The 26,441-nt window shown below is 64.2% G+C and carries 21 protein-coding genes; 9 read left to right on the plus strand and 12 right to left on the minus strand.

Annotated features, from left to right (window positions below):
- Positions 1-134: 134 nt before the first annotated feature.
- Complete coding sequence (locus ACV1FX_RS14690) at positions 135-1,133, minus strand: NAD(P)H-quinone oxidoreductase (protein WP_473118273.1); 999 nt, start codon at positions 1,131-1,133, stop codon at positions 135-137.
- A gap of 109 nt (positions 1,134-1,242) precedes the next feature.
- On the opposite strand from ACV1FX_RS14690, the gene ACV1FX_RS14695 reads away from it, so the two are divergent.
- Both ACV1FX_RS14695 and rcdA read left to right on the plus strand, forming a co-directional pair.
- Entirely contained in the window at positions 1,243-1,434 is a 192-nt protein-coding gene (locus ACV1FX_RS14695) for a DUF1192 domain-containing protein (protein ID WP_473118274.1), read from the plus strand.
- Positions 1,435-1,862: 428 nt separating this feature from the next.
- Positions 1,863-2,372: a protease adaptor protein RcdA gene (rcdA, locus tag ACV1FX_RS14700; protein ID WP_473118275.1), complete on the plus strand. Its 510-nt coding sequence runs from the start codon at positions 1,863-1,865 to the stop codon at positions 2,370-2,372.
- Positions 2,373-2,580: 208 nt separating this feature from the next.
- Here rcdA and rpmE read toward each other — a convergent pair whose 3' ends face one another.
- Positions 2,581-2,808, minus strand: coding sequence for a 50S ribosomal protein L31 (gene rpmE, locus ACV1FX_RS14705; protein WP_027521816.1), 228 nt, complete (start codon positions 2,806-2,808; stop codon positions 2,581-2,583).
- A gap of 198 nt (positions 2,809-3,006) precedes the next feature.
- Between rpmE and ACV1FX_RS14710 the strand changes: the two genes are divergently transcribed.
- A complete protein-coding gene (locus ACV1FX_RS14710) occupies positions 3,007-4,857 on the plus strand; it encodes an ABC transporter ATP-binding protein/permease (protein WP_473118276.1) in 1,851 nt (616 codons plus the stop codon).
- 193 nt (positions 4,858-5,050) lie between these two features.
- Here ACV1FX_RS14710 and ACV1FX_RS14715 read toward each other — a convergent pair whose 3' ends face one another.
- The 3 genes from ACV1FX_RS14715 to ACV1FX_RS14725 form a co-directional block, all read right to left on the minus strand.
- Positions 5,051-5,503: a GNAT family N-acetyltransferase gene (locus tag ACV1FX_RS14715; protein ID WP_473118277.1), complete on the minus strand. Its 453-nt coding sequence runs from the start codon at positions 5,501-5,503 to the stop codon at positions 5,051-5,053.
- Positions 5,504-5,621: 118 nt separating this feature from the next.
- Entirely contained in the window at positions 5,622-6,650 is a 1,029-nt protein-coding gene (locus ACV1FX_RS14720) for a peptidoglycan -binding protein (RefSeq protein WP_473118278.1), read from the minus strand.
- A gap of 243 nt (positions 6,651-6,893) precedes the next feature.
- A complete protein-coding gene (locus tag ACV1FX_RS14725; RefSeq protein WP_473118279.1) occupies positions 6,894-7,922 on the minus strand; it encodes a flagellar motor protein MotA in 1,029 nt (342 codons plus the stop codon).
- Positions 7,923-8,359: 437 nt separating this feature from the next.
- Here ACV1FX_RS14725 and ACV1FX_RS14730 point away from each other — a divergent pair, with 437 nt between their 5' ends.
- The 6 genes from ACV1FX_RS14730 (at position 8,360) to ACV1FX_RS14755 (ending at position 18,758) form a co-directional block, all read left to right on the plus strand.
- Entirely contained in the window at positions 8,360-9,403 is a 1,044-nt protein-coding gene (locus ACV1FX_RS14730; RefSeq protein WP_473118280.1) for an SAM-dependent methyltransferase, read from the plus strand.
- Positions 9,404-9,991: 588 nt separating this feature from the next.
- Positions 9,992-11,788: a flavin-containing monooxygenase gene (locus ACV1FX_RS14735; protein WP_473118281.1), complete on the plus strand. Its 1,797-nt coding sequence runs from the start codon at positions 9,992-9,994 to the stop codon at positions 11,786-11,788.
- A 369-nt stretch (positions 11,789-12,157) separates the two neighbouring features.
- Positions 12,158-13,693, plus strand: a complete 1,536-nt coding sequence (locus tag ACV1FX_RS14740) for a PAS domain-containing sensor histidine kinase (protein ID WP_473118282.1) — start codon at positions 12,158-12,160, stop codon at positions 13,691-13,693.
- Positions 13,694-13,943: 250 nt separating this feature from the next.
- Positions 13,944-14,105, plus strand: a complete 162-nt coding sequence (locus ACV1FX_RS14745; RefSeq protein ID WP_473118283.1) for a hypothetical protein — start codon at positions 13,944-13,946, stop codon at positions 14,103-14,105.
- Positions 14,106-14,408: 303 nt separating this feature from the next.
- Positions 14,409-15,599, plus strand: coding sequence for an efflux RND transporter periplasmic adaptor subunit (locus ACV1FX_RS14750; RefSeq protein WP_473118284.1), 1,191 nt, complete (start codon positions 14,409-14,411; stop codon positions 15,597-15,599).
- A gap of 6 nt (positions 15,600-15,605) precedes the next feature.
- Complete coding sequence (locus tag ACV1FX_RS14755) at positions 15,606-18,758, plus strand: multidrug efflux RND transporter permease subunit (protein ID WP_473118285.1); 3,153 nt, start codon at positions 15,606-15,608, stop codon at positions 18,756-18,758.
- A gap of 135 nt (positions 18,759-18,893) precedes the next feature.
- Here the strand turns inward: ACV1FX_RS14755 and ACV1FX_RS14760 are convergent, their stop codons facing one another.
- The 7 genes from ACV1FX_RS14760 to gap form a co-directional block, all read right to left on the minus strand.
- Positions 18,894-19,685, minus strand: coding sequence for an inositol monophosphatase family protein (locus ACV1FX_RS14760; RefSeq protein ID WP_473118286.1), 792 nt, complete (start codon positions 19,683-19,685; stop codon positions 18,894-18,896).
- 82 nt (positions 19,686-19,767) lie between these two features.
- On the minus strand, positions 19,768-20,859 hold the full coding sequence (locus tag ACV1FX_RS14765; RefSeq protein WP_473118287.1) for a tetratricopeptide repeat protein: 1,092 nt from the start codon (positions 20,857-20,859) through the stop codon (positions 19,768-19,770).
- A gap of 9 nt (positions 20,860-20,868) precedes the next feature.
- The gene (locus ACV1FX_RS14770; protein WP_473118288.1) at positions 20,869-21,543 is read right to left on the minus strand and encodes a thiamine phosphate synthase; all 675 of its coding nucleotides are present in this window, start codon (positions 21,541-21,543) and stop codon (positions 20,869-20,871) included.
- A 2-nt stretch (positions 21,544-21,545) separates the two neighbouring features.
- Entirely contained in the window at positions 21,546-22,586 is a 1,041-nt protein-coding gene (locus tag ACV1FX_RS14775; RefSeq protein WP_473118289.1) for a class I fructose-bisphosphate aldolase, read from the minus strand.
- Between the two features lie 287 nt (positions 22,587-22,873).
- Positions 22,874-23,941: a class II fructose-bisphosphate aldolase gene (fba, locus tag ACV1FX_RS14780; RefSeq protein ID WP_027521838.1), complete on the minus strand. Its 1,068-nt coding sequence runs from the start codon at positions 23,939-23,941 to the stop codon at positions 22,874-22,876.
- Between the two features lie 39 nt (positions 23,942-23,980).
- Complete coding sequence (locus ACV1FX_RS14785) at positions 23,981-25,177, minus strand: phosphoglycerate kinase (protein ID WP_473118290.1); 1,197 nt, start codon at positions 25,175-25,177, stop codon at positions 23,981-23,983.
- A gap of 181 nt (positions 25,178-25,358) precedes the next feature.
- The gene (gene gap / locus ACV1FX_RS14790) at positions 25,359-26,366 is read right to left on the minus strand and encodes a type I glyceraldehyde-3-phosphate dehydrogenase (RefSeq protein WP_473118291.1); all 1,008 of its coding nucleotides are present in this window, start codon (positions 26,364-26,366) and stop codon (positions 25,359-25,361) included.
- Between the last annotated feature and the right edge of the window lie 75 nt (positions 26,367-26,441).

Genomic DNA, 26,441 nt, shown 5'->3' on the forward strand with positions numbered 1-26,441 from the left:
TCTCCGCGTTCGACGCAAACTCTTCAGCGCTAAGCTCATTTCCGAACGGAACGAGATGGTTCGGCGCTTCGCGATAGATGCCACGAAAGCGAGGAAAATCAAAGGGTTTCCGCCTCGCTTGCGGATCGTGCGGGCTAGACCTCCAACACAATTTTGCCAATATGTGCGCTCGTCTCCATCCGTCGATGCGCATCCACCGCCTTTTCCAGCGGGAAAGTGCTGTCCATCAGCGGTTTGATGCGGCCTTCGCTTAAGAGCGGCATCACCTTGGCCTCGATTGCCGCCACCATCGCTGCCTTGTCCGCATTACTACGGGGGCGCAGCGTCGAGCCGGTATGGGTCAGGCGCTTCACCATGACTTTGGCGATGTTGACGTTGACCTTGGGGCCGTTGAGGGTTGCGATCTGCACGATGCGGCCGTCGACCGCGGCGGCATCATAGTTGCGGTCGACATAGTCGCCGGCGACCATGTCGAGGATCAGGTTGGCGCCGGCATTGCCGGTCTCCGCCTTGACCACAGCGACGAAGTCCTCGTTCTTGTAATTGACGGCCCGGTCGGCCCCGAGCTTGAGGCAGGCATCGATCTTGTCCTGCGAGCCGACGGTGACGATCACTTTCGCGCCGAACGCTTTGGCAAGCTGGATCGCCATGGTGCCGATGCCTGAGGATCCGCCATGGACCAGAAGCGTCTCGCCAGCCTTCAGCCCGCCGCGCTCGAACACGTTGTGCCAGACTGTCATCAGTGTTTCCGGCAGCGCGCCGGCTTCCTTGATCGACAGCGCTGGCGGCACGCTCATGGCCTGGGCGTCCTGGGCGATGCAGTACTGCGCGTAGCCGCCGCCTGCGACCAGCGACATCACCTTGTCGCCGATCTTGTGTCGCTTTGCGTTGCTGCCGACAGCCACGACTTCGCCCGCGACCTCCAGTCCCGGCAAATCGCTGGCGCCGGGCGGCGGCGGGTAGGCGCCGGAGCGCTGAGCCACGTCGGGCCGGTTCACGCCGGCAGCCATCACCTTGATCAGGATCTCGTCGGGACCCGGCTGCGGCACTGCACGCTGCTCCGGCACGAGCACCTCCGGCCCGCCGGGCTTGGAGATCGCGACCACGGTCATTTGCGCAGGCAGCTTTTCCATGATTTGTCCTTGATTGTCCCTGGGCCGCAGGAATGAACGAGGCAATTGATTAGCCAGCGGGCCACGCGCTGGCAACCGCTTCAGCCTCGGTTGTGATGGAGGAGCGACGATGGCGATGGACGACGACGACCGGCCGCGCAAGAAGGTCACTCACGAGATCGGACAGGACCTCTCACTGTTATCGGTCGAGGAATTGACCGAGCGCATTTCACTGCTGAAATCCGAGGTTGCAAGGCTCGAGGAAGCGGCAACCAGGAAGCGCGCCTCGCGCGACGCCGCGAACAGCATTTTCAAGTCGTAGAATCTCTCGTGCCGGTCCAAACGCTGGCCGTGGCCCAGAGGTGCAGCACTTCGTGCCGGACCGCGTCCGGGCATGGGAGCACCCGTCGGCCAATGGCCGACATGGCTAACGAACTCTCAAAAAAATCGCTCGTTTACGGTCGATTAAGCTTTCGCCTTTATGACTGGAACCGTCCTCGTTTGGACACCGAGTGGCTCCTGTCCACTCTGTTTGACGCCTCCCTGTTATCAACTTTCAAAGCCGCCGGTCTCCGGCGGCTCTTTTTTTGCCCTTGTTTTCCCTCTTGCGTGTCCCGCCTTGGTGCAACGAGGTGCGGAAACCATAAACGCGGTTGCTGCTGGACTCCGCGAGGCGCACGCGCAATGATTTGTTCATCATAAGCCGGCGCCAAAGCCGGATGGTAAGCAGTTGCGTAAGGGGCGTTAACCATGGAACGTTTGCAAGCTGACGGCGCTCTCGTTCAACTCAGCGAACGGTTCACCAATTCGGCGGCGTTCAGCGCATTGTTCCGCGAAGGCATGGACCTGGTCGAGGAGACCGCCGCCTATCTCGACGGCGCCGGCCGGACCGAGGCCAAGGCGCTCGACCGCGCCGTCAGCCTGACCTACGCGACCGAAAGCATGCGCCTCACCACCCGCCTGATGCAGCTCGCATCCTGGCTGCTGCTGCACCGTGCGGTGAAGGAAGGCGAGATGACGCTGGTCCAGGCCAACCGCGAGAAGACCAAGGTCAAGCTGACCGCGGCCGATCCCGGCCCCACCGATACGATCGAGAAGCTGCCGCAGCAATTGCAGGACCTGATCACCCGCTCGATGAACCTGCAAACGCGGGTGCGTCGCCTCGACACCAGCATCCACACACCGCCAGCGGACCGCATGCCGATCGGCAATCCCCTGGTGCCCCAGCTCAACGCGCTCAAGGCCGCGTTCGAGGGGTAAGCTGAACTCTAACCGTCACCCTGAGGTGCCCGCGAAGCGGGCCTCGAAGGGCGACGGCCCGGCTGCATCCGTGGCCGTTCATCCTTCGAGGCCTTCGCTTCGCTCCGGCGCCTCAGGATGACGGGTCAGAGAGCTGCGAAGCGCGGCCCAAAACAAAAACGCCCCTGGTTTCCCAGGGGCGTTTTTCGTCGCGGCCTGATCGGCCGGATCAATCCTTCTTGAGGAAGCCCGAGAACTTCTTCTGGAACCGCGAGACGCGGCCGCCGCGGTCCATGATCTGGGCGGAGCCACCGGTCCAGGCCGGGTGCGACTTCGGGTCGATGTCGAGCTGGAGCTTGTCGCCTTCCTTGCCCCAGGTGGAGCGGGTCTGGTACTCGGTGCCGTCGGTCATCACGACGGTAATCGTATGATAATTCGGGTGAATCTCGGCTTTCATGGCAATTCCTCGGCGCCCCGGCGCCTCATTGAGTGGCTAGCGAATGACGGATTTGGGCGGCTCTATACCCCACGAAACCTCGCAAAACAAGCCATTGCGGGATGACCGAACCGGGCTTGCCCCTAGGGGACATCCCGGATTTGCCACTCCCCGTGCACCAGCCTATTGGAGGCGGACCAATCCAATGGGTCGGATCTCATGAGTGCAGTGGAACGGCTTGATGACCGGTATGCCGATCAGGGCGAGATGAACGCCGCGGACACTCCATCGATCGAAGTCGAGCTGATCGAGCAGCCGGCCAAGAGCCGGGCAAAGCTGCGCCCGCTGATGGCGCTCGCACCCTATGTGAACCGCTATCGCGGACGGGCCGCGCTCGCCTTTGTCGCGCTGACGATTGCCGCGCTGACCACGCTGCTGGTTCCGGTCGCAGTGCGGCGGATGATCGATTTCGGCTTCACGCCGGAAGGCATCGCGCTGATCAACAGCTACTTCTCGGTGATGATCGCCGTCGTCGCGGTGCTCGCGCTGGCAAGCGCTGCGCGCTACTATCTCGTGATGACGATCGGCGAACGCATCGTCGCCGATCTTCGCCGCGACGTGTTCGGCCATCTGCTCTCGCTCTCGCCGACCTTTTTCGACAGCGCACGCAGCGGCGAGCTGGTCTCGCGGCTCACCGCCGACACCACCCAGATCAAGTCTGCGGTTGGCGCCTCGGTGTCGATCGCGCTGCGCAACATGATGATGTTTCTGGGCGCCGTCGCGATGATGGTGATCACGAGCCCGCGCCTTTCCGGCTTCGTTCTGCTCGCTATTCCCCTGATCGTGCTGCCGCTGGTCGCCTTCGGGCGCTGGGTGCGGCGGCTGTCGCGCAACGCACAGGATACGCTCGCCGATGCCTCGGCCTATGCTTCCGAGCTGGTCGGCGCCATCCGCACCGTGCAGGCCTATACCAGCGAGCAGCTCGCCGGAAAGCGTTTCGGCAGCGAGGTCGAGCAGGCCTATGAGGCGGCACGCACCTCGACGCAGGCGCGCGCGGTGCTGACCGCCATCATCATCTTCATCGTGTTCACGAGCGTGGTCGCGATTCTCTGGATCGGCTCGCATGACGTGCTGATCGGATCCATCACGCCGGGCCGTCTCGGCCAGTTCGTGCTCTATGCGGCATTTGCAGCGGCCGGCCTTGGCCAGCTCAGCGAGGTCTGGGGCGAGGTCGCCGCAGCCTCCGGCGCCGCCGAGCGCCTGTTCGAGATCCTGCACGTGCAGCCGGAGATCACGGCACCGGCGATGCCGCGTGCGCTGCCGTCTCCCGCGCGCGGCGAGGTCGGCTTTGACAGAGTGAGCTTTGCCTATCCGGCGCGGCCCGACGTCAAGGTGCTCGACAGCGTCTCGCTCAACGTGCGCCCCGGCGAGAAGGTCGCGATCGTCGGCCCCTCCGGCGCCGGCAAGAGCACGCTGTTTCATCTCCTGCTGCGGTTCTACGATCCGGTGCTGGGCGCGATCGCGCTCGACGGCGTACCGGTAAAATCGGCCGATCCGCGCGAGCTGCGCGCCCGCATCGCGCTGGTGCCGCAGGAATCGGTGGTGTTCGCCGCCACCGCCCGCGAGAACATCCGCTTCGGCCGGCCAGATGCGACCGATGCCGAGGTCGAGCGTGCCGCCGAGCTCGCGCATGCCGCCGAGTTCATCCGCCGCCTGCCGGAGGGTTTCGAGACCCCGCTCGGCGAGCGCGGCGTGACGCTGTCCGGCGGCCAGCGCCAGCGCATCGCGATCGCGCGCGCGATCCTGCGCGATGCGCCGCTGCTTCTGCTCGATGAGGCGACATCGTCGCTGGATGCGGAAAGCGAGACGCTGGTCCAGACAGCGCTCGAAGAACTGATGAGCCATCGCACCACGATCGTGATCGCCCATCGCCTCGCAACGGTGCTGTCGTGCGACCGCATCCTGGTGATGGACCAGGGCCGGATCGTCGAGCAGGGCACGCATGCCGAGCTTGTGGCCGTGAACGGGCTTTATGCCAGGCTGGCGAGGTTGCAGTTCGAGGGGGCGTGAGGGGCTCCCGACTAAAGATGTCGAAAACAACCCCATGCAAAGTAGAAACGGCTGTCGCCGGCGGCGAGCCGTAAGTGCCTCAACTTCCTGTCATTGCGAGCGTAGCGAAGCAATCCAGGCTGTCGCCGCGGTGGGACTCTGGATTGCTTCGCTACGTCCGCAATGACGGCTGAGCGTGGGTTGGCCGCGGCGCCTACGGCTTCCACTCCATCCGCAGCACCGGCCGGCCCGAGGTCGGGTTCACATCGTCACCCGCGTGCGCAAATCCGCTGCGCTCGTAGAAGCGGATGGCGCGGGTGTTGTCCTTGTTGACGAGCAGCGTGACGCCGGTGGGTGAGAGACGCTTGGCGTCATCCACGAGAAGCCGCGCGGCATCCGAACCCCATTGTCCGGGATCGACCACGAGCTGGTCGAGATAGCCTGCGCCGTCGATAGTGACGAAGCCGATCAGCGCACCATCATCCTGCTCGGCGACGACGATCGCCGCCTTCGGCACGAGGTCCTTGCGCCAGCGCTCGCGCCACCAGTCCAGCCGCGCCGCGAAGTCGATCTGCGGATAGGCCTGCTGCCAGGTGCGATGCCACAGCGCGATCGCCGCCGCTTCGTCCTCGGCGCGATAGGGGCGGAGGTGGAGGGGGCGAGTCATCGCAATTCACTCGTCATGCCCGGACTTGATCCGGGCATCCATCCGCTTCGCAAGACTCGTTGTCGATGGATTGCCGGGTCAAGCCCGGCAATGACGACCTGTGACGTATTCGGCACCACTACCGCTCCGTCAGCTTCAGCTCGATGCGGCGGTTGCGCTTGAAGGCGTCCTCGGTGTTGCCGGTGTCGAGCGGCTGGAATTCGGCGAAGCCGGCGGCGACCAGTCGGTCGGCGGGCACGCCGAGCGAGATCAGGTATTGCACCACCGAGATGGCGCGGGCCGAGGACAATTCCCAGTTGGACTTGAAGTTGGCACCGGTGACCGGCCGCACGTCGGTGTGGCCGTCGACGCGCAGCACCCAGGGGATCTCGCTCGGGATCTTGCCGTTGAGCTCGTTGAGTGCGTTCGCGACCGTGTCGAGCTCGGTGCGACCCTCGGGCAGGAGCGTCGCCTGTCCGGTGTCGAAGAACACTTCGGACTGGAACACGAAGCGGTCGCCGACGATTCGAATGTCGGGTCGGTTGCCGAGGATGGCGCGCAGGCGGCCGAAGAATTCCGAGCGGTAGCGCGACAATTCCTGCACCCGCTGGGCCAGCGCGACGTTGAGGCGTGAGCCGAGATCGGCAATCCGGGTCTGCGATTCCTTGTCGCGCTTCTCGGACGCGTCGAGGGCTTCCTCCAGCGCAGCCAGTTGCCGCCGCAGTGCGCTGATCTGCTGGTTCAGCACCTCGATCTGCGCGAGCGCGCGCGCGGATACCTGCTTCTCGGAGTCCAGCGCCTTGCTGAGCTCGGTCGTCTTGCCCTGCGCGTCGTTGCCGGCATTCGCGAGCCCCTCATAAAGCCCCTTCAGGCGGTCGCGCTCGGTCTCGGCCGAGGCGAGGCCGGCCTTGAGCTGTGAGACCTGGTCATCGAGGCTGAGCTTGCCGAGCTTTTCCAGCGACAACAGCTCGTTGAGTTGCGCGATCTTGGCATTGAGCTGCTCCAGCGCCTTGTCCTTGCCGGTGACCTCCTGCGACAGGAAGAACTGCACGACCAGGAAGACCGAAAGCAGGAACACGATCGACAGCACCAGCGTCGACAGCGCGTCGACGAAACCGGGCCAGTAATTGAAGGGGCCGTCGCTGCGACGGGCGCGGGCAAGAGCCATGGTCGCCTCTCAAATGCTAGAGATGTTTGATGCCTTCAGGTCAGCTCGACCGAGCCGCAAACTCGCTGCACCTCTCCCGCTTGCGGGAGAGGTCGGCGCGAAGCGCCGGGTGAGGGCTCTCTCCTCTTGGGGGTTCACGATTGCGGAGACACCCTTTCCCCAACCCTCCCCCGCAAGCGGGGGAGGGAGCGCGCCTCCTTCGCGGTTTGCGACCCGATCTAATTTCATCCAGCTACTAGATCCTCAACTCTTCTCCGGCTGGCGCGCGAGGCGCTCGAGCAGGCGGCGGATCTCGCGGTTCTGCTCGCCCTGGCCGTCGGCCCATTCGCGAATCATCTGCTGCTCGGTGCGCATATGCGAGACGAGGGCCTGGATGGCCTCGGCGAGGCTTGCCATCGCCGCGGTCGTGCCGCGGCTGCCGCTGCCTTCCTCGAGCACCGAGCGCAGCCGTTCCACCGCGGCCTGGAGTTCGCCGGATGCCACACCGCCACCGCCACCGCCGCTGGCGACGGCTACGGCCTCGCCGCTGCCATATTCGCGCACGGTGGTGGCGAGCCAGTCTTCGAGGTCGGTGTAGAAGCGGTTCTGCGCCTGGCTCGATTGCAGGTCGAGGAAGCCGAGGATCAGCGAGCCGGCAAGGCCGAACAGCGAGCTGGAGAACGAGATGCCCATGCCGCCGAGCGGCGCGGCGAGGCCTTCCTTCAAGGTGTCGAACAGAGCGCCGGCATCGCCGCCGACCTTCAGCCCGTCGATCACCTTGCCGACCGAGCCGACCGTCTCGATCAGGCCCCAGAAGGTGCCGAGCAGGCCGAGGAAGACTAATAGCCCGGTCATGTAGCGGGAGATGTCGCGGGCCTCGTCCAGGCGGGTCGCGATCGAATCGAGCAGGTGCCGCATGGTCTGCTGGGTGATGCTCATCCGTCCGGACCGCTCGCCGCCGAGGATCGCCGCCATCGGGGCCAGCAGGCGCGGATGGCGCGACGGCGCCAGGCCGGGATCCGCGATACGGAAATTGTTGACCCAGGAGACCTCGGGATAGAGCCGGATCACCTGGCGGAAGGCCAGGATGATGCCGATGAACAGCACGCCGCCGATCAGGGCGTTCAGCCCGGGATTGGCGAAGAAGGCGGTGATGATCTGCTTGTAGAGCACGACCCCGACCAGCGCGCAGAGCACCAGAAACACCAGCATCCGCACCAGGAACACGCTGGGGGAGGACAGTTTGATGTAGTCGATGTCCATGGGGGAGCGGGGCGAACTGCCAGGCTTCATGGCCGATGTCATCCGTTGCGAAACTTCAAATTGCGGCTCGCACTATGGCACAGAGCCAGCCCAAAAAAAGCGGGAAGGGGCCGATTTCGGTACTAAGCGGGGAACCTAAAGCTGAAACCGGGCTTTGAAGCTTTGGTATTTTGTAAAACTCCGGCGTTCCCGAAGACTCAAAGTCGGATTTTTTGCATGACGACCTGTCTCAGGGCGTTTCACGCGCTCTCGCCTGTGATTCCAGTAACGTTCGGGTGTGTGGGAGCGGACCGGCAATTCCGGTCCGGTCGCTATCATCCGGGTCTTTTCGGCCAGTATGGTCGGCGCCGGCAGCCTTCGCTGGCCGGCCTCGGGCCCCGCGCCCGGCGATCGCTACCAGGCCTGTCAGGTGCGAATCGGCGCCTGTTCCCCCTGCTGCTCAGAGCCACGGTCAAGGGAGCGACCTCATGAGCTTCGTCTCCACCATCATCGACACCGCCGAGCGCGTGCCGCTGCCTGACATCGTGGTCCGCGCCGCGATCCAGCGCCTGTGCTCACGCACCGCGACGCGCCTTGCCAGCCGCACTGCGGCGGATGACACGGTGTTCGCCGGCCAAATGATGCTGCGACCGATCGCCGAGCATGCCGATCCCGCCAGCACCCAGCACCACGAAGTGCCGTCCGCCTTCTTCGCGGCGGTGCTCGGCCCCAACCGCAAATATTCGTCCTGCTTCTACAAGACCGCCGAAACCACCTTGCAGGAGGCGGAAGAGGAGGCCTTGCGCCAGACCGTGGCGCATGCCGACGTTGCCGACGGGCAGTCGATCCTCGAACTCGGCTGCGGCTGGGGCTCGCTGTCGCTGTGGATGGCGCGGCAGTTTCCGCATGCCAAGGTGACGGCGGTGTCGAACTCGCATTCGCGGCGCGACTATATCGAGGCGGAGGCGCGGCTGCGCGGCCTCAAGAATATTCGCGTCGTCACGTCCGACATGAACGTGTTCACGCCCGACCGCCGCTTCGACCGCATCGTCTCGGTCGAGATGTTCGAGCACATGATGAACTGGCGCAAGCTCCTGACCAACGTCCGCTCCTGGCTCGATGCCGACGGACGCTTCTTCATGCATATCTTCACCCATCGCGCCGGTTCGTATTTGTTCGATCGCACCGACCGTGACGACTGGATTGCGCAGCATTTCCCCACCGGCGGCGTGATGCCGAGCCATCATCTCGTCAGGCAATATGCCGACCTGTTCGAGGTCGAGAAGGAATGGTGCTGGAGCGGCACGCATTATCAGCGCACCGCAAACGACTGGCTGATGAATTTCGATTCGCATCGTGATGCGATCGAAGCGATCTTGCGCCCGGTCTACGGCAACGAGACCGGGCTGTGGATGCGGCGCTGGCGCTGGTTCTTCCTCGCCACCGCAGGCCTGTTCGGTTACGCCGACGGCAGCGAATGGGGCGTCAGCCATTACCGGATGAAGGCAGCGGGCGAGGGCGCGTCCGAATAACGCCCCCGCGGCAGATCCGGGTCGGCTGAACCCGGTCGGCTCGCTTTGGAAACTGCCCGCGCCCCTACACACCCGGCGATGCCGCCGATGTGACCAATCGTGAAGCCGCTATTCGTTGGGATGATGCAACCCGAGCCTTACCTTGGGATGCGCGGCGGTGGATTGGAGAAAAAGCAATGCGTTCCATTTTGGCCCTGGGCCTTTTGATCACCCTGCGTGGCTCCGCGAACGCGGCTACGGTGCATCACGCGCACCGCGCTGTTGTCCGTCCCAATCAGGGCACGATCGCCTCAGATCCTGCTTCGGGTTTTGCCTACGTGCCACCCGGGCCGTCGATCCACTACCCGCCGGCACCATACGATGAACCGTATTCGGGAGCTTCCCAGGGATACGCGCCTGGAGAACGCGAGCAATTTCTCGATAGCGTGAGACGAGGCGGCTAGGCCGCCGAAACATCAGGTGATCTTGCCGAGTGCGATTGCCGCCCGCGAAATCGGGCGCCGCGAGTCTGGATTCATTCGATAGTTGGGATAAGCTGGCTTCGCCAGTTTGCAGAAGGATTGAAATCGACCCCGCCGGGAGGAAGTCATGCTCGACACTACGCTCAACGCGCGCGTCCAGGTCTTTCTCGACAAATTCGAAGCGGCTCTTGCGGCAAATGATCTCGACGCCGCCGTAGCGATGTTCGCTTCGGAATGCTACTGGCGCGACCTCGTTACCTTCACATGGAACATAAAGACCATGGAAGGCCGCGATCAGGTCCGGGAGATGCTCAGCTCCTGCCTTGCGCGCACAAAGCCGCGCAACTGGAAAATCGCCGATGGGGAAAATGCGACTGAAGCCGGCGGCGTAACCGAGTGCTGGATCTCGTTCGAGACCGAAGTCGCGCGCGGCTACGGCTTGGTCCGCCTCCAGAACGGCGAGATCTGGACGCTTCTGACGACGATGGTCGAGCTGAAAGGTCATGAGGAAAAGGCAGGCTTCACCCGGCCGCTCGGCGCCCGGCACGGCTTCAATCCCGGCGCCAAGAGCTGGAAGGAGCTGCGCGACGAAGAAGCCGAGCAGCTCGGCATCAAGACCCAGCCCTATGTGCTCATCATAGGCGGCGGCCAGGGCGGCATCGCGCTCGGCGCACGGTTGCGCCAGCTCGGCGTGCCGACCATCATCGTCGAGAAGAACGAACGTGCCGGCGATTCCTGGCGCAATCGCTATAAGTCGCTCTGCCTGCATGATCCGGTCTGGTACGACCACTTGCCCTACATCGACTTCCCGAAGAACTGGCCGGTATTTTCGCCGAAGGACAAGATCGGCGACTGGCTGGAGATGTACACCAAGGTCATGGAGCTGAACTACTGGACCGGTACCACGGTCAAGCACGCCGACTGGGACGACGCCCGCAAAGAATGGACCGTGGCCGTCGAGCGCAATGGCAAGGAAATCACGCTGAAGCCGAAGCAGCTGGTGTTTGCGACCGGCATGTCGGCCAAGCCGAACATGCCGCAATTCAGGGGCATGGACACTTTCAAGGGCGAGCAACATCATTCCTCGCGCCATCCAGGTGCCGACCGCTACAAGGGCAAGAAGGTCGTCGTCATCGGCTCGAACAATTCCGCGCATGACATCTGCGCGGCCCTGCACGAGGCCGGCGTCGACGTGACGATGGTGCAGCGCTCGACCACCCATGTCGTGCGCTCGGATTCGTTGATGGCATCGATAGCGGATCTCTATTCCGAGCGCGCCGTCCGCGGCGGCATGACCACGGCAAAGGCTGATCTGATTTTCGCCTCGCTGCCCTACAAGATCCTGGCTGGGCTCCAGAAGCCGGTCTACGACAAGATCCGCGAGGACGACGCCGGATTCTATGCGGGCCTGACGAAAGCCGGTTTCCGGCTCGATTTCGGCGACGATGAGTCCGGACTGTTCATGAAATATCTGCGGCGCGGCTCGGGCTATTACATCGATGTCGGCGCCTCGCAGCTCATCATCGACGGCAAGGTCAAGCTGGTCGCAGGTCAGGTCGAGGAAATTACGCCAAATGGCGTCGGGCTCGACGATGGCAAGGAACTGCCCGCCGATGTCATCGTCTACGCCACCGGCTACAGCTCGATGAACGGCTTTGTTGCGGATCTCATCAGCCGGGAAATGGCCGACAAGGTCGGCAAGGTCTGGGGACTAGGCTCGAACACGACCAAGGACCCCGGCCCGTGGGAGGGCGAACAGCGCAACATGTGGAAGCCGACGCAGCAGGACGGCCTGTGGTTCCACGGCGGCAATCTGCATCAGTCGCGCCATTACTCGCAATTCCTCTCCCTGCAGTTGAAAGCACGCTACGAGGGCATCCCGACGCCGGTCTATGGCCTGCAGACCGTCCATCACAGGGGCTGAACCCTCACGGCACGCAGGTGCTCAGGGGCGCCCTTGGAGAAGGGATTCTCGCCTCGACATCAGCGGCACGAGAAGCATGGCTGAGTCACACACGCCGGCGTTGATGGAGCTCGAGCGCCGCTCGCGTTGTTTGCGAAACGGACCTGTTCGTCCCGCAATGTGGGCAATGAAGACGCCTTTCTATACGTAAGTATAGTCGTCACAAGGCATATTCCTGTTCGATCATTGCCGCTATGAGGCCAGGTTTCGACCCGCCGTGCATCCTTGGCGATCGCGGGGGCAACTGCCGCTCCGGGGCGAGGGACAGCCCCGCTATCCGGTGCGAGAAATGCGTTGATTTGATCCATCGCTCCTGGGCAAGAGTCGATTATGCATGATCCGATTCACGTGCCGTCAGACGTGCTCGATTCGAATGAGCGCAAGCGCCACGAGGAGGCGCTGCGCGACAGCGAGGAGCGCTTTCGCACCCTGGTGCAATTCTCCTTCGACGTGTACTGGGAAACCGACTCGCAGCATCGCTTCATCCGCCAGGAGTTCGCCGAGACGCTCGCCGAGCCGCCGGTCGCCGAGATCGGCAGAACGCGCTGGGAGGTACCTTACCTGGAGCCTGACGCAGAAGGCTGGCGCAGGCACCGGGCGATGCTGGACGCCCACCTCCCGTTCCGCGATTTCGAGCATGCGCGGCCGACGCCCGATGGCGGCAAGCGCTACGTGTCCGTCTCCGGGCTACCCGTCTTTGACGAGACCGGGCGCTTCGTCGGCTATCGCGGTGTGGGGCGCCACATCACGGAGCGCAAGCGCGCCGAGCAGGCGCTGATCGAGAGCGAGGCCCGCTTCCGTACCTTCGTGGACCATGCGACCGATACGTTCATGCTCCACTGCGAAGACGGGAGCGTGCTCGACGTGAACCGAAATGCCTGCGAGAGCCTGGGCTACAGCCGCTGCGAACTGGTTGGGACGACTGCGTCTTTCTTCGATCTGGAGATGGATGAAGCGGCCTGGCGGATCAACCGCGAGCGCCTCAGGGCCGGCGGCATCGCTACGCTCGAGAGCCGCTATCGCCGAAAGGACGGCTCCGTGTTTCCCGTCGAAGTCCGCATGCGGGAATTCTGCGAAGGCGGCCGGCGACGGATCATTTGTCTGAGCCGCGATATCACCGAACGCAAGCGAACCGCCGAGACGCTCCGCGAGATGCAGGCGGAACTGACACACGCCAGTCGCGCAGCGGCAATGGGCCAGGTCACGGCTTCGGTGACGCACGAATTGAGTCAGCCGATCACCGCGATGCTCTGCAACGCAGAAGCCGCGCTGAACTGGCTGGGATCTCAATCCCCGAATTTCGAAAGGGCTCGGCAGGCGCTCGCGTCCATAGTCGCGGACGCCAGGCGGAGCGGTGAGATCATCGGTTGGATCCGTTCCCTGATCAAGAAAACTCCAGCGCCGAAGGAGAGCGTCGACGTCAATGGTGCGATCCTGGACATGATCACCATAGCCCGGAGCGAACTGCTCAAGCATGGTGTCTTGATCCAGACAGACCTCGCTTCGGGTTTGCCTCTCGTTGGGGGCTATCGTGTCCAGCTGCAACAGGTCGTTCTGAACTTGATCCTCAATGCGATCGAGGCAATGAACTGCATCGATGTGGGGGGACGGGAGTTGCGGGTCAGCACGGCCGCAGACGCATCGGGTCTCGTCATCGTCACCGTGCGGGACAGCGGTCCCGGACTTGACGCGGCAATGGTCGATCGCCTGTTCGAGCCCTTCTACACCACCAAGCCGGGCGGAACCGGCATGGGCCTGTCGATCTGCCAATCGATCATCGAGGCGCACGGCGGGCGACTCTGGACCAGTGCGAACGAACCGCGTGGCGCGGTGTTTCAGTTCAGCCTGCCTTCCGAACAGATGTGATCCAATTCGCTTTTCTCGAGCGATGCGCCCGCAATAGCGGGAGCCGTTGGCGCGAAGCGCCAATCCAAATCGTTGGGACTGCAATCCTCAGGGCTAAACCGACGTCTGGTCGAGCTATACCGATGCAGTAGTCCGAGCGTACCTCAGTGTGCTCGCTTCATACCTGCGCGCAATGGCTTCAACCAGGTGCCCGGTGCTACCTGGCGCATACAGAGCGAAAAGCAACGGAACCGGTTGCGGAGAGTGCGCCATGAGAAACATCGCCGATCTCTTCGTGCGGCTTTGGCAAGGGAGCCGGCCCACGTCCAATACTCAGGTTGCGGCTATGGCCGATAATCAGGATCGATCCAGCATGGCGGATTTCGTCCGCATCCTGCAGGCCTATGATCACGCGGAGTACGGCGGGAGCTAAGCTCGACCGCGTCGGACCGTATCGCGTCTCTTTTCTGCATCTGCCGCGTCCTCAACAATTGTATGAGCGCGGATTCGTGACGATAGCTTGCGATGTTCTGTCGCAGTCGGCCGCCATCGAGCCGGACTCACAATCCAGTGAGATGCGAAAACGACCACGAACTCAGCGCTCTAGCGCGTGTGACATTGAGCCGCCTGCCGCATGCGTTGCGTCGCAGCACGCGCATTCTATTTTGACCGGGTCAGCCGCGCGGAATTGCTCCGTGCGTGCTGCTTTGTTCAACAACACCGGGCACCCCACTTCATGTCAGGACTTCGAGCGCGATCGGCATGCGTTGCAATGATGCTCGCGGCCCTTGCGCCGCTGCTCGCGGGCTGTGACGAATCCAGCTCCGCGGTTTCCGCTACCCAACCTTCCGAACCCGACGTCAGCATCGTCGTCGTCAAGCAGCAAGCGCGCGCCGTGGTACGCGAGCTGCCGGGCCGCATCGCGCCGACACGCGTTGCGGAGGTTCGGCCGCGCGTGTCCGGCATCGTGGTCGAGCGCTTGTTCCGTCAGGGCAGCGAGGTGAAGGCGGGAGAAGCGCTCTATCGCATCGATCCGCGTCCGTTCGAGGTCGAGGTGATGGCGAGCGAGGCCGGACTCGCGAAGGCCGAGGCCGCGCTGATGCAGGCGCAACAGCAGGCGCGCCGCATCGCCATGCTCACCAGCCAGCGCGCCGCGCCCGAAGCCGAGAACGAGAAGACGATTGCCGCCGAGCGCCAGGCCCAGGCCGAGGTCGAGGGCCGCAAGGCGGAACTCGCACGGGCCAGGCTCAACCTCGATTATGCCACCGTGCGTGCGCCGATCGATGGTGTCGTTGGCGCTGCGATCGTCAGCGAAGGTGCGCTCGTGGTGCAAAACGAAACCAATCTCGCCACCGTCCAGCAACTCGATCCGATCTATGCCGACTTCACCCAGTCGGTGACCGAGATGAACCAGCTTCGCCGCGCCTTCGAGAACGGCGATCTCGACCGCATCGCGGCCGATGCCGCAAAAGTCCGCCTCGTGCTCGACGACAACACGCTCTATTCGCTCGACGGCAAGCTCCTGTTCTCCGACGCCAAGGTCGACGCCCATACCGGTCAGGTGACGCTACGCGGCGAGTTCCGCAATCCCAAGCGCGAATTGCTGCCCGGCATGTATGTCCGCGTCCGCATCGACCAGGGCATCGATTCCGATGCGATCGCCGTGCCGCAGCAGGCGATCCAGCGCAACGGTGGTGGCGGCAGCGAGGTGTTCGTCGTCAAGGACGACAACCGCATCGCGGTGCAGCCGGTGCGCACCGGCTCGGTGCAGGACGGCGTCTGGTTCGTCACCGACGGACTGAAGGCCGGCGACAAGGTCGTGGTCGAAGGTTTCCAGAAATTCGCCGCCGGCGACAAGGTCAAGCCGCAGTCCTGGGCCGAGGCCGACGCGACGGCGGATGCCCAGCACGCCAGGGCCTTGCGGTAACGCGCCATGCCGAGCTTCTTCATCGACAGGCCGATCTTCGCCTGGGTGGTCGCGCTGTTCATCTGCTTGATCGGCGCGATCTCGATCCCGCTATTGCCCGTCGCGCAATATCCGATCATCGCGCCGCCCTCGATCTCGATCTCGACCAGCTATCCCGGCGCCTCGCCGGAAAACCTCTACAACAGCGTCACGCGGCTGATCGAGGAGGAGCTCAACGGCGCCTCCGGCATCCTGAATTTCGAGTCGACCAGCGACTCGCTCGGCCAGGTCGAGATCATCGCCAATTTCGTGCCGGGCACCGACACCGGTGCGGCCTCGGTCGAGGTGCAGAACCGCATCAAGCGCGTCGAGGCGCGCCTGCCGCGCGCGGTGATCCAGCAGGGCATCCTGATCGAGGAAGCATCCAGCGCGGTGCTCCAGATCATCACGCTGAACTCGACCGACGGCAGCCTCGATGAGGTCGGGCTCGGCGACTTCATGATCCGCAACGTGCTCGGCGAGATCCGCCGCATCCCCGGCGTCGGCCGCGCCACGCTCTATTCGACCGAGCGCAGCTTGCGCGTCTGGGTCGATCCGGCAAAACTCGTCGGCTATGGGCTGACGGCTGACGACGTCAACAAGGCGATCAGCGCGCAGAACGCGCAGGTGGCTTCCGGCAGCATCGGCGCCGAGCCGTCGACGGCCGACCAGCGCATCTCCGCGCTGGTGCTGGTCAAGGGCCAGCTCTCCTCCCCGGATGAGTTCGGCGCCATCATCCTGCGCGCCAATCCCGATGGCTCGACCGTGCGGCTGCGCGACGTCGCGCGGGTCGAGGTCGGCGGCCTCAGCTACCAGTTCAACACCCGCCTCAACGGCAAGCCGACTGCGGGCCTTTCGGTGCTGCTGTCGCCGTCCGGCAATGCGCTGGCGACCGCGAGCGCTGTCGAGGCCAAGATGAAGGAGCTGTCGCGCTTCTTCCCGGCCAATATCAGTTACGAGATTCCCTACAACATCACGCCGGTCGTCGAGGCTTCGATCAAGAAGGTCCTGTCGACGCTGGTCGAGGCCGTGGTGCTGGTGTTCGTGGTGATGTTCCTGTTCCTGCAGAACATCCGCTACACCATCATTCCGACCATCGTCGTGCCGGTGGCGCTGCTCGGCGCGTGTACCACGCTGCTGCTTGCCGGCTACTCGATCAATATGCTCTCGATGTTCGGCATGGTGCTGGCGGTCGGCATCCTCGTCGACGACGCCATCGTCGTGGTCGAGAACGTCGAGCGCATCATGGCCGAGGAAGGCCTGCCGCCGAAGGAGGCGACGCGCAAGGCGATGTCACAGATCACCGGTGCCATCATCGGCATCACGCTGGTGCTGATGGCCGTGTTCGTGCCGATGGCCTTCTTCCCAGGCTCGGTCGGCATCATCTACCGCCAGTTCTCGGTCACCATGGTTGCTGCGATCGGCTTCTCCGCCTTCCTCGCGCTGTCGCTGACGCCTGCGCTGTGCGCGACGTTGCTCAAGCCCGTCGCGGCCGGCCACGGCCATGCGAAGAAGGGTGTATTCGGCTGGTTCAACCGGATGCTCGAAGGCGGCAAGGAGGGTTATTCCCGCACCGTCGGCTTCTCGCTGAAGCGCACGGGACGGCTGATGCTGGTCTATGCCGCGCTGCTCGCCGGCCTGTCCTGGGCCTTCGTCAATTTGCCCGGCGGCTTCCTGCCCGTCGACGACCAGGGCTTTGTCACCACCGACGTGCAGGCGCCGTCGGACTCGTCCTATGCCCGCACCGAGGCCGTGATCGAGAAGGTCGAGAAATATCTCGCGATGCGTCCCGGCGTGAAGGACGTTACGTTCCTCACCGGCTTCAGCTTCTCCGGTCAGGGCATGAACACTGCGCAGGCCTTCATCACGCTGAAGGACTGGTCGGAGCGCGGCGAGAAGGATTCGGCGGCCGCGATCGTGTCCGACATCAATCGCGACCTGTCGTCGATTCGCGACGCAAAGATCTCTGCGCTGCAGCCGCCGCCGATCGACAATCTCGGCAACTCCTCGGGCTTCTCGTTCCGCCTTCAGGATCGCGGCCAGAAGGGCTATCCGGCCCTGATGCGCGCCGCCGACCAGCTCATCGCGGAGGCCAATGCGAGCCCCGTGCTGCAAAAGGTCTATATCGAAGGCCTGCCCGAGGCAGGCGTGGTCAATCTCGTGATCGACCGCGAGAAGGCCGGCGCGTTCGGCGTCACGTTTGAAGACATCAACAACACGATCTCGACCAATCTCGGCTCGAACTACATCAACGACTTCCCGAACCGCGGCCGCATGCAGCGCGTCGTGGTGCAGGCCGACGCGCGGGATCGCATGAAGACCGAGGACATCCTCAACTACAACGTCAAGAACAGCCGCGGCCAGCTCGTGCCGTTCTCCTCCTTCGCGACGGTCGAATGGTCGCGCGGGCCGACACAGATCGCCGGCTTCAACTACTATCCGGCCGTGCGCATCTCGGGCGAGGCAAAAGCCGGCTTCACCTCGGGCGATGCGATCGCCGAGATGGAAAAGCTTGCCGGCAGGCTGCCGCGCGGCTTTGGCTATGAATGGACCGGGCAGTCGCTTCAGGAAAAACTGTCGGGATCGCAGGCGCCGTTCCTGCTGGCGCTGTCGGTGTTCGTGGTGTTCCTGTGTCTGGCCGCGCTCTATGAGAGCTGGACCATTCCGCTCGCGGTGCTCCTGACCGTGCCGCTCGGCGTCACCGGCGCCGTGATCGCGGCGATGCTCCGCGGCTTGCCCAACGACGTCTATTTCACGGTCGGCCTGATCACCATCATCGGCCTTGCGGCGAAGGATGCGATCCTGATCATTGAGTTCGCCAAGGATCTGCGGAAAGAGGGTAAGCCGCTTGTGGAAGCCACCATCGAAGCCTGCCGCCTGCGCTTCCGCCCGATCCTGATGACCGGCCTTGCTTTCATCTGCGGCGTGCTGCCGATGGCCATCGCCCATGGTGCCGGCGGCGCCAGCCAGCAATCGCTCGGCACGGTCGTGATGGGCGGCATGATCGCGGTGGTGATCCTGGCGCTCTTGATGGTGCCGGTGTTCTTCGTCAGCGTGCAGCGCGTGCTGGCGGGAGATCGGGAGAAGGTGGCGGAGGGGAAAGCCGAAGTGTACGGGCCGCCGGCGCCAGTGAAGCCATAAAGTACGGTGTCATGCCCCGCGAAAGCGAGGCATCCAGTACGCTGTAGCCTATCCGTATTATATGGCTGACGCCTCTGGAATACTGGATCACCGCCTTCGCGGGTGATGACGGCGGTGCGTGGCGTGGCTTTCGGCTTACGCCGACTTCCGCAAGATCTTCACCAGCTCACCGTGCACGAATTCGTTGCCGCACACGACGTGACCGGTCACGAGCGCATCGCCGGGCGTTTCGATGTCGCTGACAGTGCCGCCAGCTTCGCGGACCATGATCATGCCGGCCGCGATGTCCCAGGATTGCAGGTTGCGCTCCCAGTAGCCGTCGAGGCGGCCGGCGGCGACGAAGGCGAGGTCGAGGGAGGCGGCGCCGAAGCGGCGCAGGCCCGCCACGCGGTCCTGGATCGCGGTCATCTCGCGGCGGAAGGATTCGTGGTCGCCGCGACCGATATGGGGCAGGCCGCATGCCACCACGCATTCGTTGAGCTGGCGGCGGCCGGCCACCCGCAGGCGCTGGTCGTTGAGAAAGGCGCCCTTGCCGCGCTCGGCGATGTAGAGCTCGTCATTGGCGGGGTTGTAGATCACGCCCGCGATCACCATGCCTTCGCGCGCCAGCGCGATCGAGATTGCGAATTGCGGGATGCCGTGCAGGAAGTTGGTGGTGCCGTCGAGGGGATCGACGATCCAGGTGTGGCTCTTGTCGGTGCCTTCGCGCTGTCCCCCTTCCTCGCCGATGAAGCCGTAGCCGGGGCGGGCCTTGGCGAGGTCCTGGTAGAGGATCTCCTCGGCGCGCTTGTCGGCGAGCGAGACGAAATTGGCGGGCCCCTTCAGCGAGACCTGCAAATGCTCGATCTCGCCGAGATCGCGCTTGAGGCTGCGGCCGGCGCGGCGCGCGGCTTTGACCATGACGTTGATAGTTGCGGAATACAGCATGAGATCAGTCTTGATTGGGGGGAGCGGCGTGCGGCCGTCAAATTAAGGGGATTGGGTGCCCTGCGCTCGGGCCCGCGTCAAGTCATTTGGTCCCGAGCCATTTCTTGGCGGCGGCCTCGGCCTTGGCCCGGTCCTCGGGTGGCAGATCGGCCAATTGCTTGTCGAGATCGGGATCCCCCTTGCCGGCGGTCTTCGCAACCAGGTGCCATTTGAAGCCCTCGACCTTGTCGGCCGGCGTGCCGATACCGTTGATCAGCACCCAGGCCAGGCGGTTCTGCGCGATCGGGCTGTTTTGCCGGGCGGCCTTGCGAAGCAACGCCACCGCGGCCGGCTGGTTCTTCGGCGTGCCGGTGCCGTTGAACAGCGCGATCGCATACTCGACCTCGGCATCGACATTGTCGCCGAGCGAGGCGGCCTGGAGTAGCCGCACCGCCCGCTCGATATCCTTCGGCACGCCGGTGCCTTCCTTGTAGAAGGTTGCGAGCGCGTATTGCGCCTCGGGCAGCCCGGCATCCGCGGCCTGGCGCAGCAGCTCGGCCGAGCGGTTGACGTCCTGCGGCAGCGTCTGCCCGTCGAGATAAAGCAGCGCGAGATTATACGCGGCCTTGGGCTCGCCGAGCTTGGCGGCGGAGGCGAGCAGCTTTACCGCATCGCCCTTGTCGATCGGACCGCCGCGGCCGGCGATGCGCATCATCGCGAGCTCGAACATCGCCTCGCGGTCTCCGGCATCCGAGGCGCGCTTGTACCATTCGCTCGCCTTGACATAGTCGCGCTTGATGCCGAGGGCGTTGGAGTAAAGCTGGCCCAGCATGGTCATCGCCTTGGGATCGCCGGCTTGCGCGCGCGGGGTGGCCAGATCGAAGGCGGTCTTGTACTGGCCGCGCTGATAGGCGCCGTACACGAGGTCAACGTTGGAATTGTCGGTCGGCGGCGCCGGGATCACGGTCGCGGCCGGCGGCGGGTTCGGCGAGGCCGACGGCTTTGGCGCGGGCGCCGCCTCCTTTTTCTTGGTGATCGCGTGCGGCTTGACCGCAGATTTTTCCTTGAGATTTTCTTTGGGCTTCTCGGGCGCCGGGGTCGGCGTTGCCGCCGGCGGCGTCAGCGAGAGTTGTGCGGATGCAGGCGCGGCGAGGAACAGGAGCGCCAGGAACGATGTGGAGAGCAGGAGCTTCATGGTCGGCTGCTAGCCATGCTCCCGGCCCGCTGGCGCATCCGCATAGGCCTTCCTGATCGCGGCTTCCGCATCGACGAGCGCAGCCTTCGGCCCGCGGGAATCGGCCCAGATGAAATCGCCGACCAGCACGAAATCCGCACCCGCGGCGGCGAATTCGAAGGCTTCCGCCAATGAGGTGGCAAAGCCGACGCAGGGCGGCTCGAACAGCTCGGCCCACCAGTCCAGCCGTTCCGCAATCGCCTGCACCGAGGGCCGCTGGCCGTTCGCGTCCGGCTCGCCGAACAGTACGTAATCCGCGCCCATCTCGCCTGCGCTCATGGAATCATGGCGCGTTGCGAGGGAGCCGACGCCGGCGATGCGATCAGGCTTCAGCGACGGCATGGCTTCTTCGAGCGCAGCGATGCCGGTCAGGTGCGCGCCGTCAGCCCCGCCGCGCGCGACCAGCTCGACATGGCCGTCGAGCAGCAGCGCCGCGCCGGCCTTCTGCACGACCGGCGCCAGTGCCTTTACCCGAGAGATCATCGTGCGCTGGTCGGTCTCCTTCAGCCTCACCAGCACGGCCGCGACGTCGGCGGCGGCGAGCAGCGCGGGCAGCTCGCCGAGAAGCGGGGCGGGATCGTCGACGAGCGGCGTCGCAAGATAAAGCCGCGGCGCCGGGCGCGCGGGAGCGGAATTGTTCGACAAGTCTAGGCCGCCTTCTTTTCGAGCCCGCTGTCCCATTCGCCGCGGCTGGCTAGTGCGTTCATCCGCGCGCGATGGGCGAAGGCTCTTTGGCCAGCGGTGACATTTTCCGCCTTGCCCGACCAGGCCTTCTGCGGCGCGGCCTGGAGCGCACGGCCATAGGAGAAGGTCAGCCGCCATGGCAGCGGCCCGAGCCTATTCATGGCATCGAGATGCGCGGTTGCCTCCTCGTCCGACTGGCCGCCGGAAAGGAAGGCGATACCAGGCACTGCGGCCGGCACGCACTCCTTCAGCAGACGCACGGTCTTCTCCGCGACCTCCGCAACGGAGGCCTGCTTGGAGCATTTCTTGCCTGAGACCGCCATGTTGGGCTTGAGAACCATGCCTTCGAGCGCGACGCGCTGCACGCGCAGCTCCTGGAACGTCTTGTTGAGTACGCGCTGCGTGACGTCATAGCAGCGGTCGATGTCGTGGTCGCCGTCCATCAGCACCTCCGGCTCGACGATCGGCACGATCTGAGCTGCCTGGCACAGCGCCGCGTAGCGCGCCAGCGCATGCGCGTTGACGCGGATCGCAGTCATTGAGGGAATGCCCCGACCATCAGTGCCGCTGCCAATGTCGATCACCGCGCGCCATTTGGCGAAGCGGGCGCCGCGCTCATAGTATTTCTTCAGGCGCTCGGCGAGCTTGTCGAGGCCGACGGTGACGAACTCGCCCGGGCACATCGGCAGGGCTTGCGTGCCTTCATCGACCTTGATGCCGGGAATGGCGCCGCTTTGCTCGATCAGCTTCACCAGCGCCGTGCCGTCCTTGGCGTTCTGCCAGATGGTCTCGTCATAGAGGATGACGCCGGAGATGTGTTGGCTCATGGCGTCCTTGGAGCGAAACAGCATCTCGCGATAGTCGCGGCGGTTGTCTTCGGTGGATTCGACGCCGATTGCATCAAAACGCTTCTTGATGGTGCCGGAGGATTCGTCGGCGGCGAGGATGCCCTTGCCGGGCGTAACCATGGCCTGTGCGACCTTGTTGAGCTCAGTCAGATTCATCGAGAGGTCCTCCCAAAACGATTCTGCCTTGCCCGCGAAAATAGACCGTTCTCGGGCAATTGCCGAGTTAACGTTGGTCGCAGGGTAAAGGGGGATCGGTTGGACATGCTTGGGTCGGGCTTGCGACCGTTCACCTCGCCCCGCCTGCGGGGAGAGGTCGGAATGCGCGCGAAGCGCGGATTCCGGGTGAGGGGGACTCTCCGCGAGTCCGTCTGGTACCGTGAATGTTGAAGCAGCCCCTCACCCCGACCCTCTCCCCGCGAAGGGCGGGGAGAGGGAGGGATAGATCAGGCGATCTTCGGGTTGAGCTCGCCCTTGGCGTAACGCTTGGCCATTTCGGCGGTGGTCAGGACGCGCTTGATCTTGGAGGCCTGGCCTGCGGTGTTGAACTCCTGGAGCCGCTGCTTGCACAGCTTGGTCATGGCTTCCATGGCCGGCTTCAGGTACTTGCGCGGATCGAACTCTTCCGGATTGTCCTTCAGGACCTTGCGGATCTGGCCGGTCATCGCCATGCGGTTGTCGGTGTCGATATTGATCTTGCGCACGCCGTTCTTGATGCCGCGCTGGATCTCGGCGACCGGCACGCCCCAGGTCGGCTTCATCTTGCCGCCGTTGGCGTTGATGATCTCCTGAAGCTCCTGCGGCACCGACGAGGAGCCGTGCATCACAAGATGCGTATTCGGCAGCTTGCGGTGGATCTCCTCGATCACGTTCATGGCGAGAATGTCGCCGTCCGGCTTGCGGGTGAACTTGTAGGCGCCGTGCGAGGTGCCCATCGCGATCGCGAGCGCGTCGACCTGGGTCTCCTTGACGAACTTCACCGCCTCGTCCGGATTGGTCAGGAGCTGGTCGTGGCTCAGCTTGCCCTCGGCGCCGTGGCCGTCTTCCTTGTCGCCCATGCCGGTCTCGAGCGAGCCGAGCACGCCGAGTTCGCCTTCAACCGAGATGCCGCCGAGATGGGCCATGTCGGTCACCGTCTTGGTGACGCCGACATTGTAGCCCCAGTCGCCCGGCGTCTTGCCGTCGGCCTTCAGCGAGCCGTCCATCATGACGGAGGTGAAGCCGGCCTGAATCGCGGTCATGCAGGTCGCGGGCTCATTGCCGTGGTCGAGATGCACGCAGACCGGGATGTGCGGATAGATCTCCGTCACTGCATCCATCATGTGCTTGAGCATGACGTCGTTGGCGTAGGAGCGCGCACCGCGCGAGGCCTGGATGATGACGGGAGCGTCGACCTGGTTGGCCGCGTCCATGATCGCCAGCGCCTGCTCCATATTGTTGATGTTGAAGGCCGGTACGCCGTAGTCGTTCTCCGCAGCATGGTCGAGCAATTGGCGCAACGTGATCCGAGCCATCTGTGTTTTTCTCCCGTTTGGGCCTTCCGGCCGACTAAATTACTTGGTGCGCAATACCTGGACGCCGGGCAGAGGCTTGCCCTCCATCCATTCAAGAAATGCGCCACCGGCGGTCGAGACATAGGTGAAGTCGGAGCCGACGCCGGCCTGGTTGAGCGCCGCGACGGTGTCGCCGCCGCCCGCGATCGAGATCAGCTTCTTGGCCTTGGTGCGTTCGGCAGCGTGCTTGGCGGCCGCCACGGTGCCGCGGTCGAATGGTTGCAGCTCGAAGGCGCCCAACGGACCGTTCCAGACCAGCGTTGCCGCATCGTCGATCGCCGCGTGAATGCGCGCGATCGATTGCGGGCCGACGTCGAGGATCATGCCGTCGGCCGGGATCGCATCAAGCCCATAGGCATGCGAGGGCGCGTTGGCGGCGAAATGATAGGCGACGGTGGCATCGACCGGCAGAATGATGGCGCAGTTTGCGGCCTCGGCCTTCTCCATGATGCGCACCGCTGTTGCGGCGAGATCCTTCTCGGCCAGCGACTTGCCGACCGCAACGCCCTGGGCGTGCAGGAATGTATTCGCCATGCCGCCGCCGATCACCAGCGCGTCGACCTTGCTGACGAGATTTTCGAGAAGGTCGATCTTGGTCGAGACCTTGGCGCCGCCGATGATCGCGATGACCGGTTTGGTCGGCGCTTCCAGCGCCTTCTCCAATGCATCGAGCTCGGCCTGCATGGTGCGGCCGGCATAGGCCGGCAGCTTGTGGCCGAGGCCCTCGGTCGAGGCATGGGCGCGGTGCGCAGCAGAGAAGGCGTCATTGACCCAGATGTCGCCGAGCTTGGCCAGCTCCGCGACGAAGGCGGGATCGTTCTTCTCTTCCTCTTTGTGGAAGCGGGTGTTTTCCAGGCACAGGATGTCGCCGTCGTTCAGCGCCGCCACGGCCTTGGCCGCAGGCTCGCCGATGCAGTCGTCGGCAAACGCAACCGGTTTCTTGAGGACCTTCGAAAGAGCTTCGGCAACCGGTTTCAGCGAGTCCTTGGCGTCGCGTCCCTTCGGCCGGCCGAAATGCGCGAGCAGGATGACCTTGCCGCCCTTGTCGGAAATTTCGGTGATGGTCGGCGCAACGCGCTCGAGCCGCGTTGCGTCGGTGACGCGCCCGTTATCCATGGGCACGTTGAGATCGACGCGCAGCAGCACGCGCTTGCCCTTCACGTCGACGTCGTCGAGGGTGCGGAACTTAGCGGACATCATTCACCATCCGTGGTGCGTGGAGCTATCGGAATCGGAGGGAGGGTCGATGCTCGCATCGCTGCTACTACCCTCGCCTCGCGACTGGACCTTGGTCCCCTGCCGCCACGCATACGCGATGAACGCGATCAGCAAGATGACGCCGGGGATGCCGATCCAGTGGGGAAGCATTGCGCCTCCGTTACAGCACCTTGCTCATCGCAACGGCGGTGTCCGCCATGCGATTCGAGAAACCCCACTCGTTGTCGTACCAGGACATCACGCGCACCAGCGTGCCGTTCTGCACCTTGGTCTGGTCCTCGTGGAACGTCGAGGAGTGCGGGTCGTGGTTGAAGTCGATCGAGACGTTCGGCGCTGTGGTGTAGCCGAGGATGCCCTTGAGCTGCTGCTCGGAGGCACGCTTCATCGCCGCATTGATTTCCTTCGCGTCGGTGGCGCGCTTGGCGACGATCTTGAGGTCGACGACCGAGACGTTCGGGGTCGGCACGCGGATCGCGACGCCGTCGAGCTTGCCCTTGAGCTCGGGCAGCACCAGGCCGATCGCCTTCGCAGCACCCGTCGATGTCGGGATCATCGACATCGCCGCGGCGCGGCCGCGGTAGAGATCCTTGTGCAGCGTGTCCAGCGTCGGCTGGTCGCCGGTGTAGGCATGGATGGTGGTCATGAAGCCGGTCTCGATGCCGACGAGGTCGTTCAGCACCTTGGCGACCGGCGCGAGGCAGTTCGTGGTGCAGGAGCCGTTCGAGACGACAAGATGATCCTTGGTCAGCGTCTCGTGGTTGACGCCGTAGACGATGGTCGCGTCGGCGCCGTCAGCGGGCGCGGAGACCAGCACGCGCTTGGCGCCGGCGGTCAGATGCGCGGAGGCCTTTTCCTTGGCGGTGAAAATGCCGGTGCACTCCATCGCGATGTCGATACCGAGATCCTTCCAGGGCAGCTTCGAGGGATCGCGCTCCGCGGTCACCTTGATCTTGCCGCCGCCGAGATTGATCGTGTCACCGTCGACGGTCACGGTTCCCGGGAAGCGGCCGTGCACGGAGTCGAAGCGGAGCAGATGCGCATTGGTCTCGACCGGTCCGAGATCGTTGATGGCGACCACCTCGACGTCCTTGCGGCCGGACTCGGCGATGGCCCGCAGGATGTTGCGGCCGATGCGACCAAAACCGTTAATTGCAACGCGGACTGCCATCTTTCGTCTCCTTCAATGACCGTTGTCGTCCCGCAGAACGCAGCTAGCGCGCATGCGAGGGTTTTTTAGGGCGGA

Source organism: Bradyrhizobium ingae (assembly GCF_055791185.1).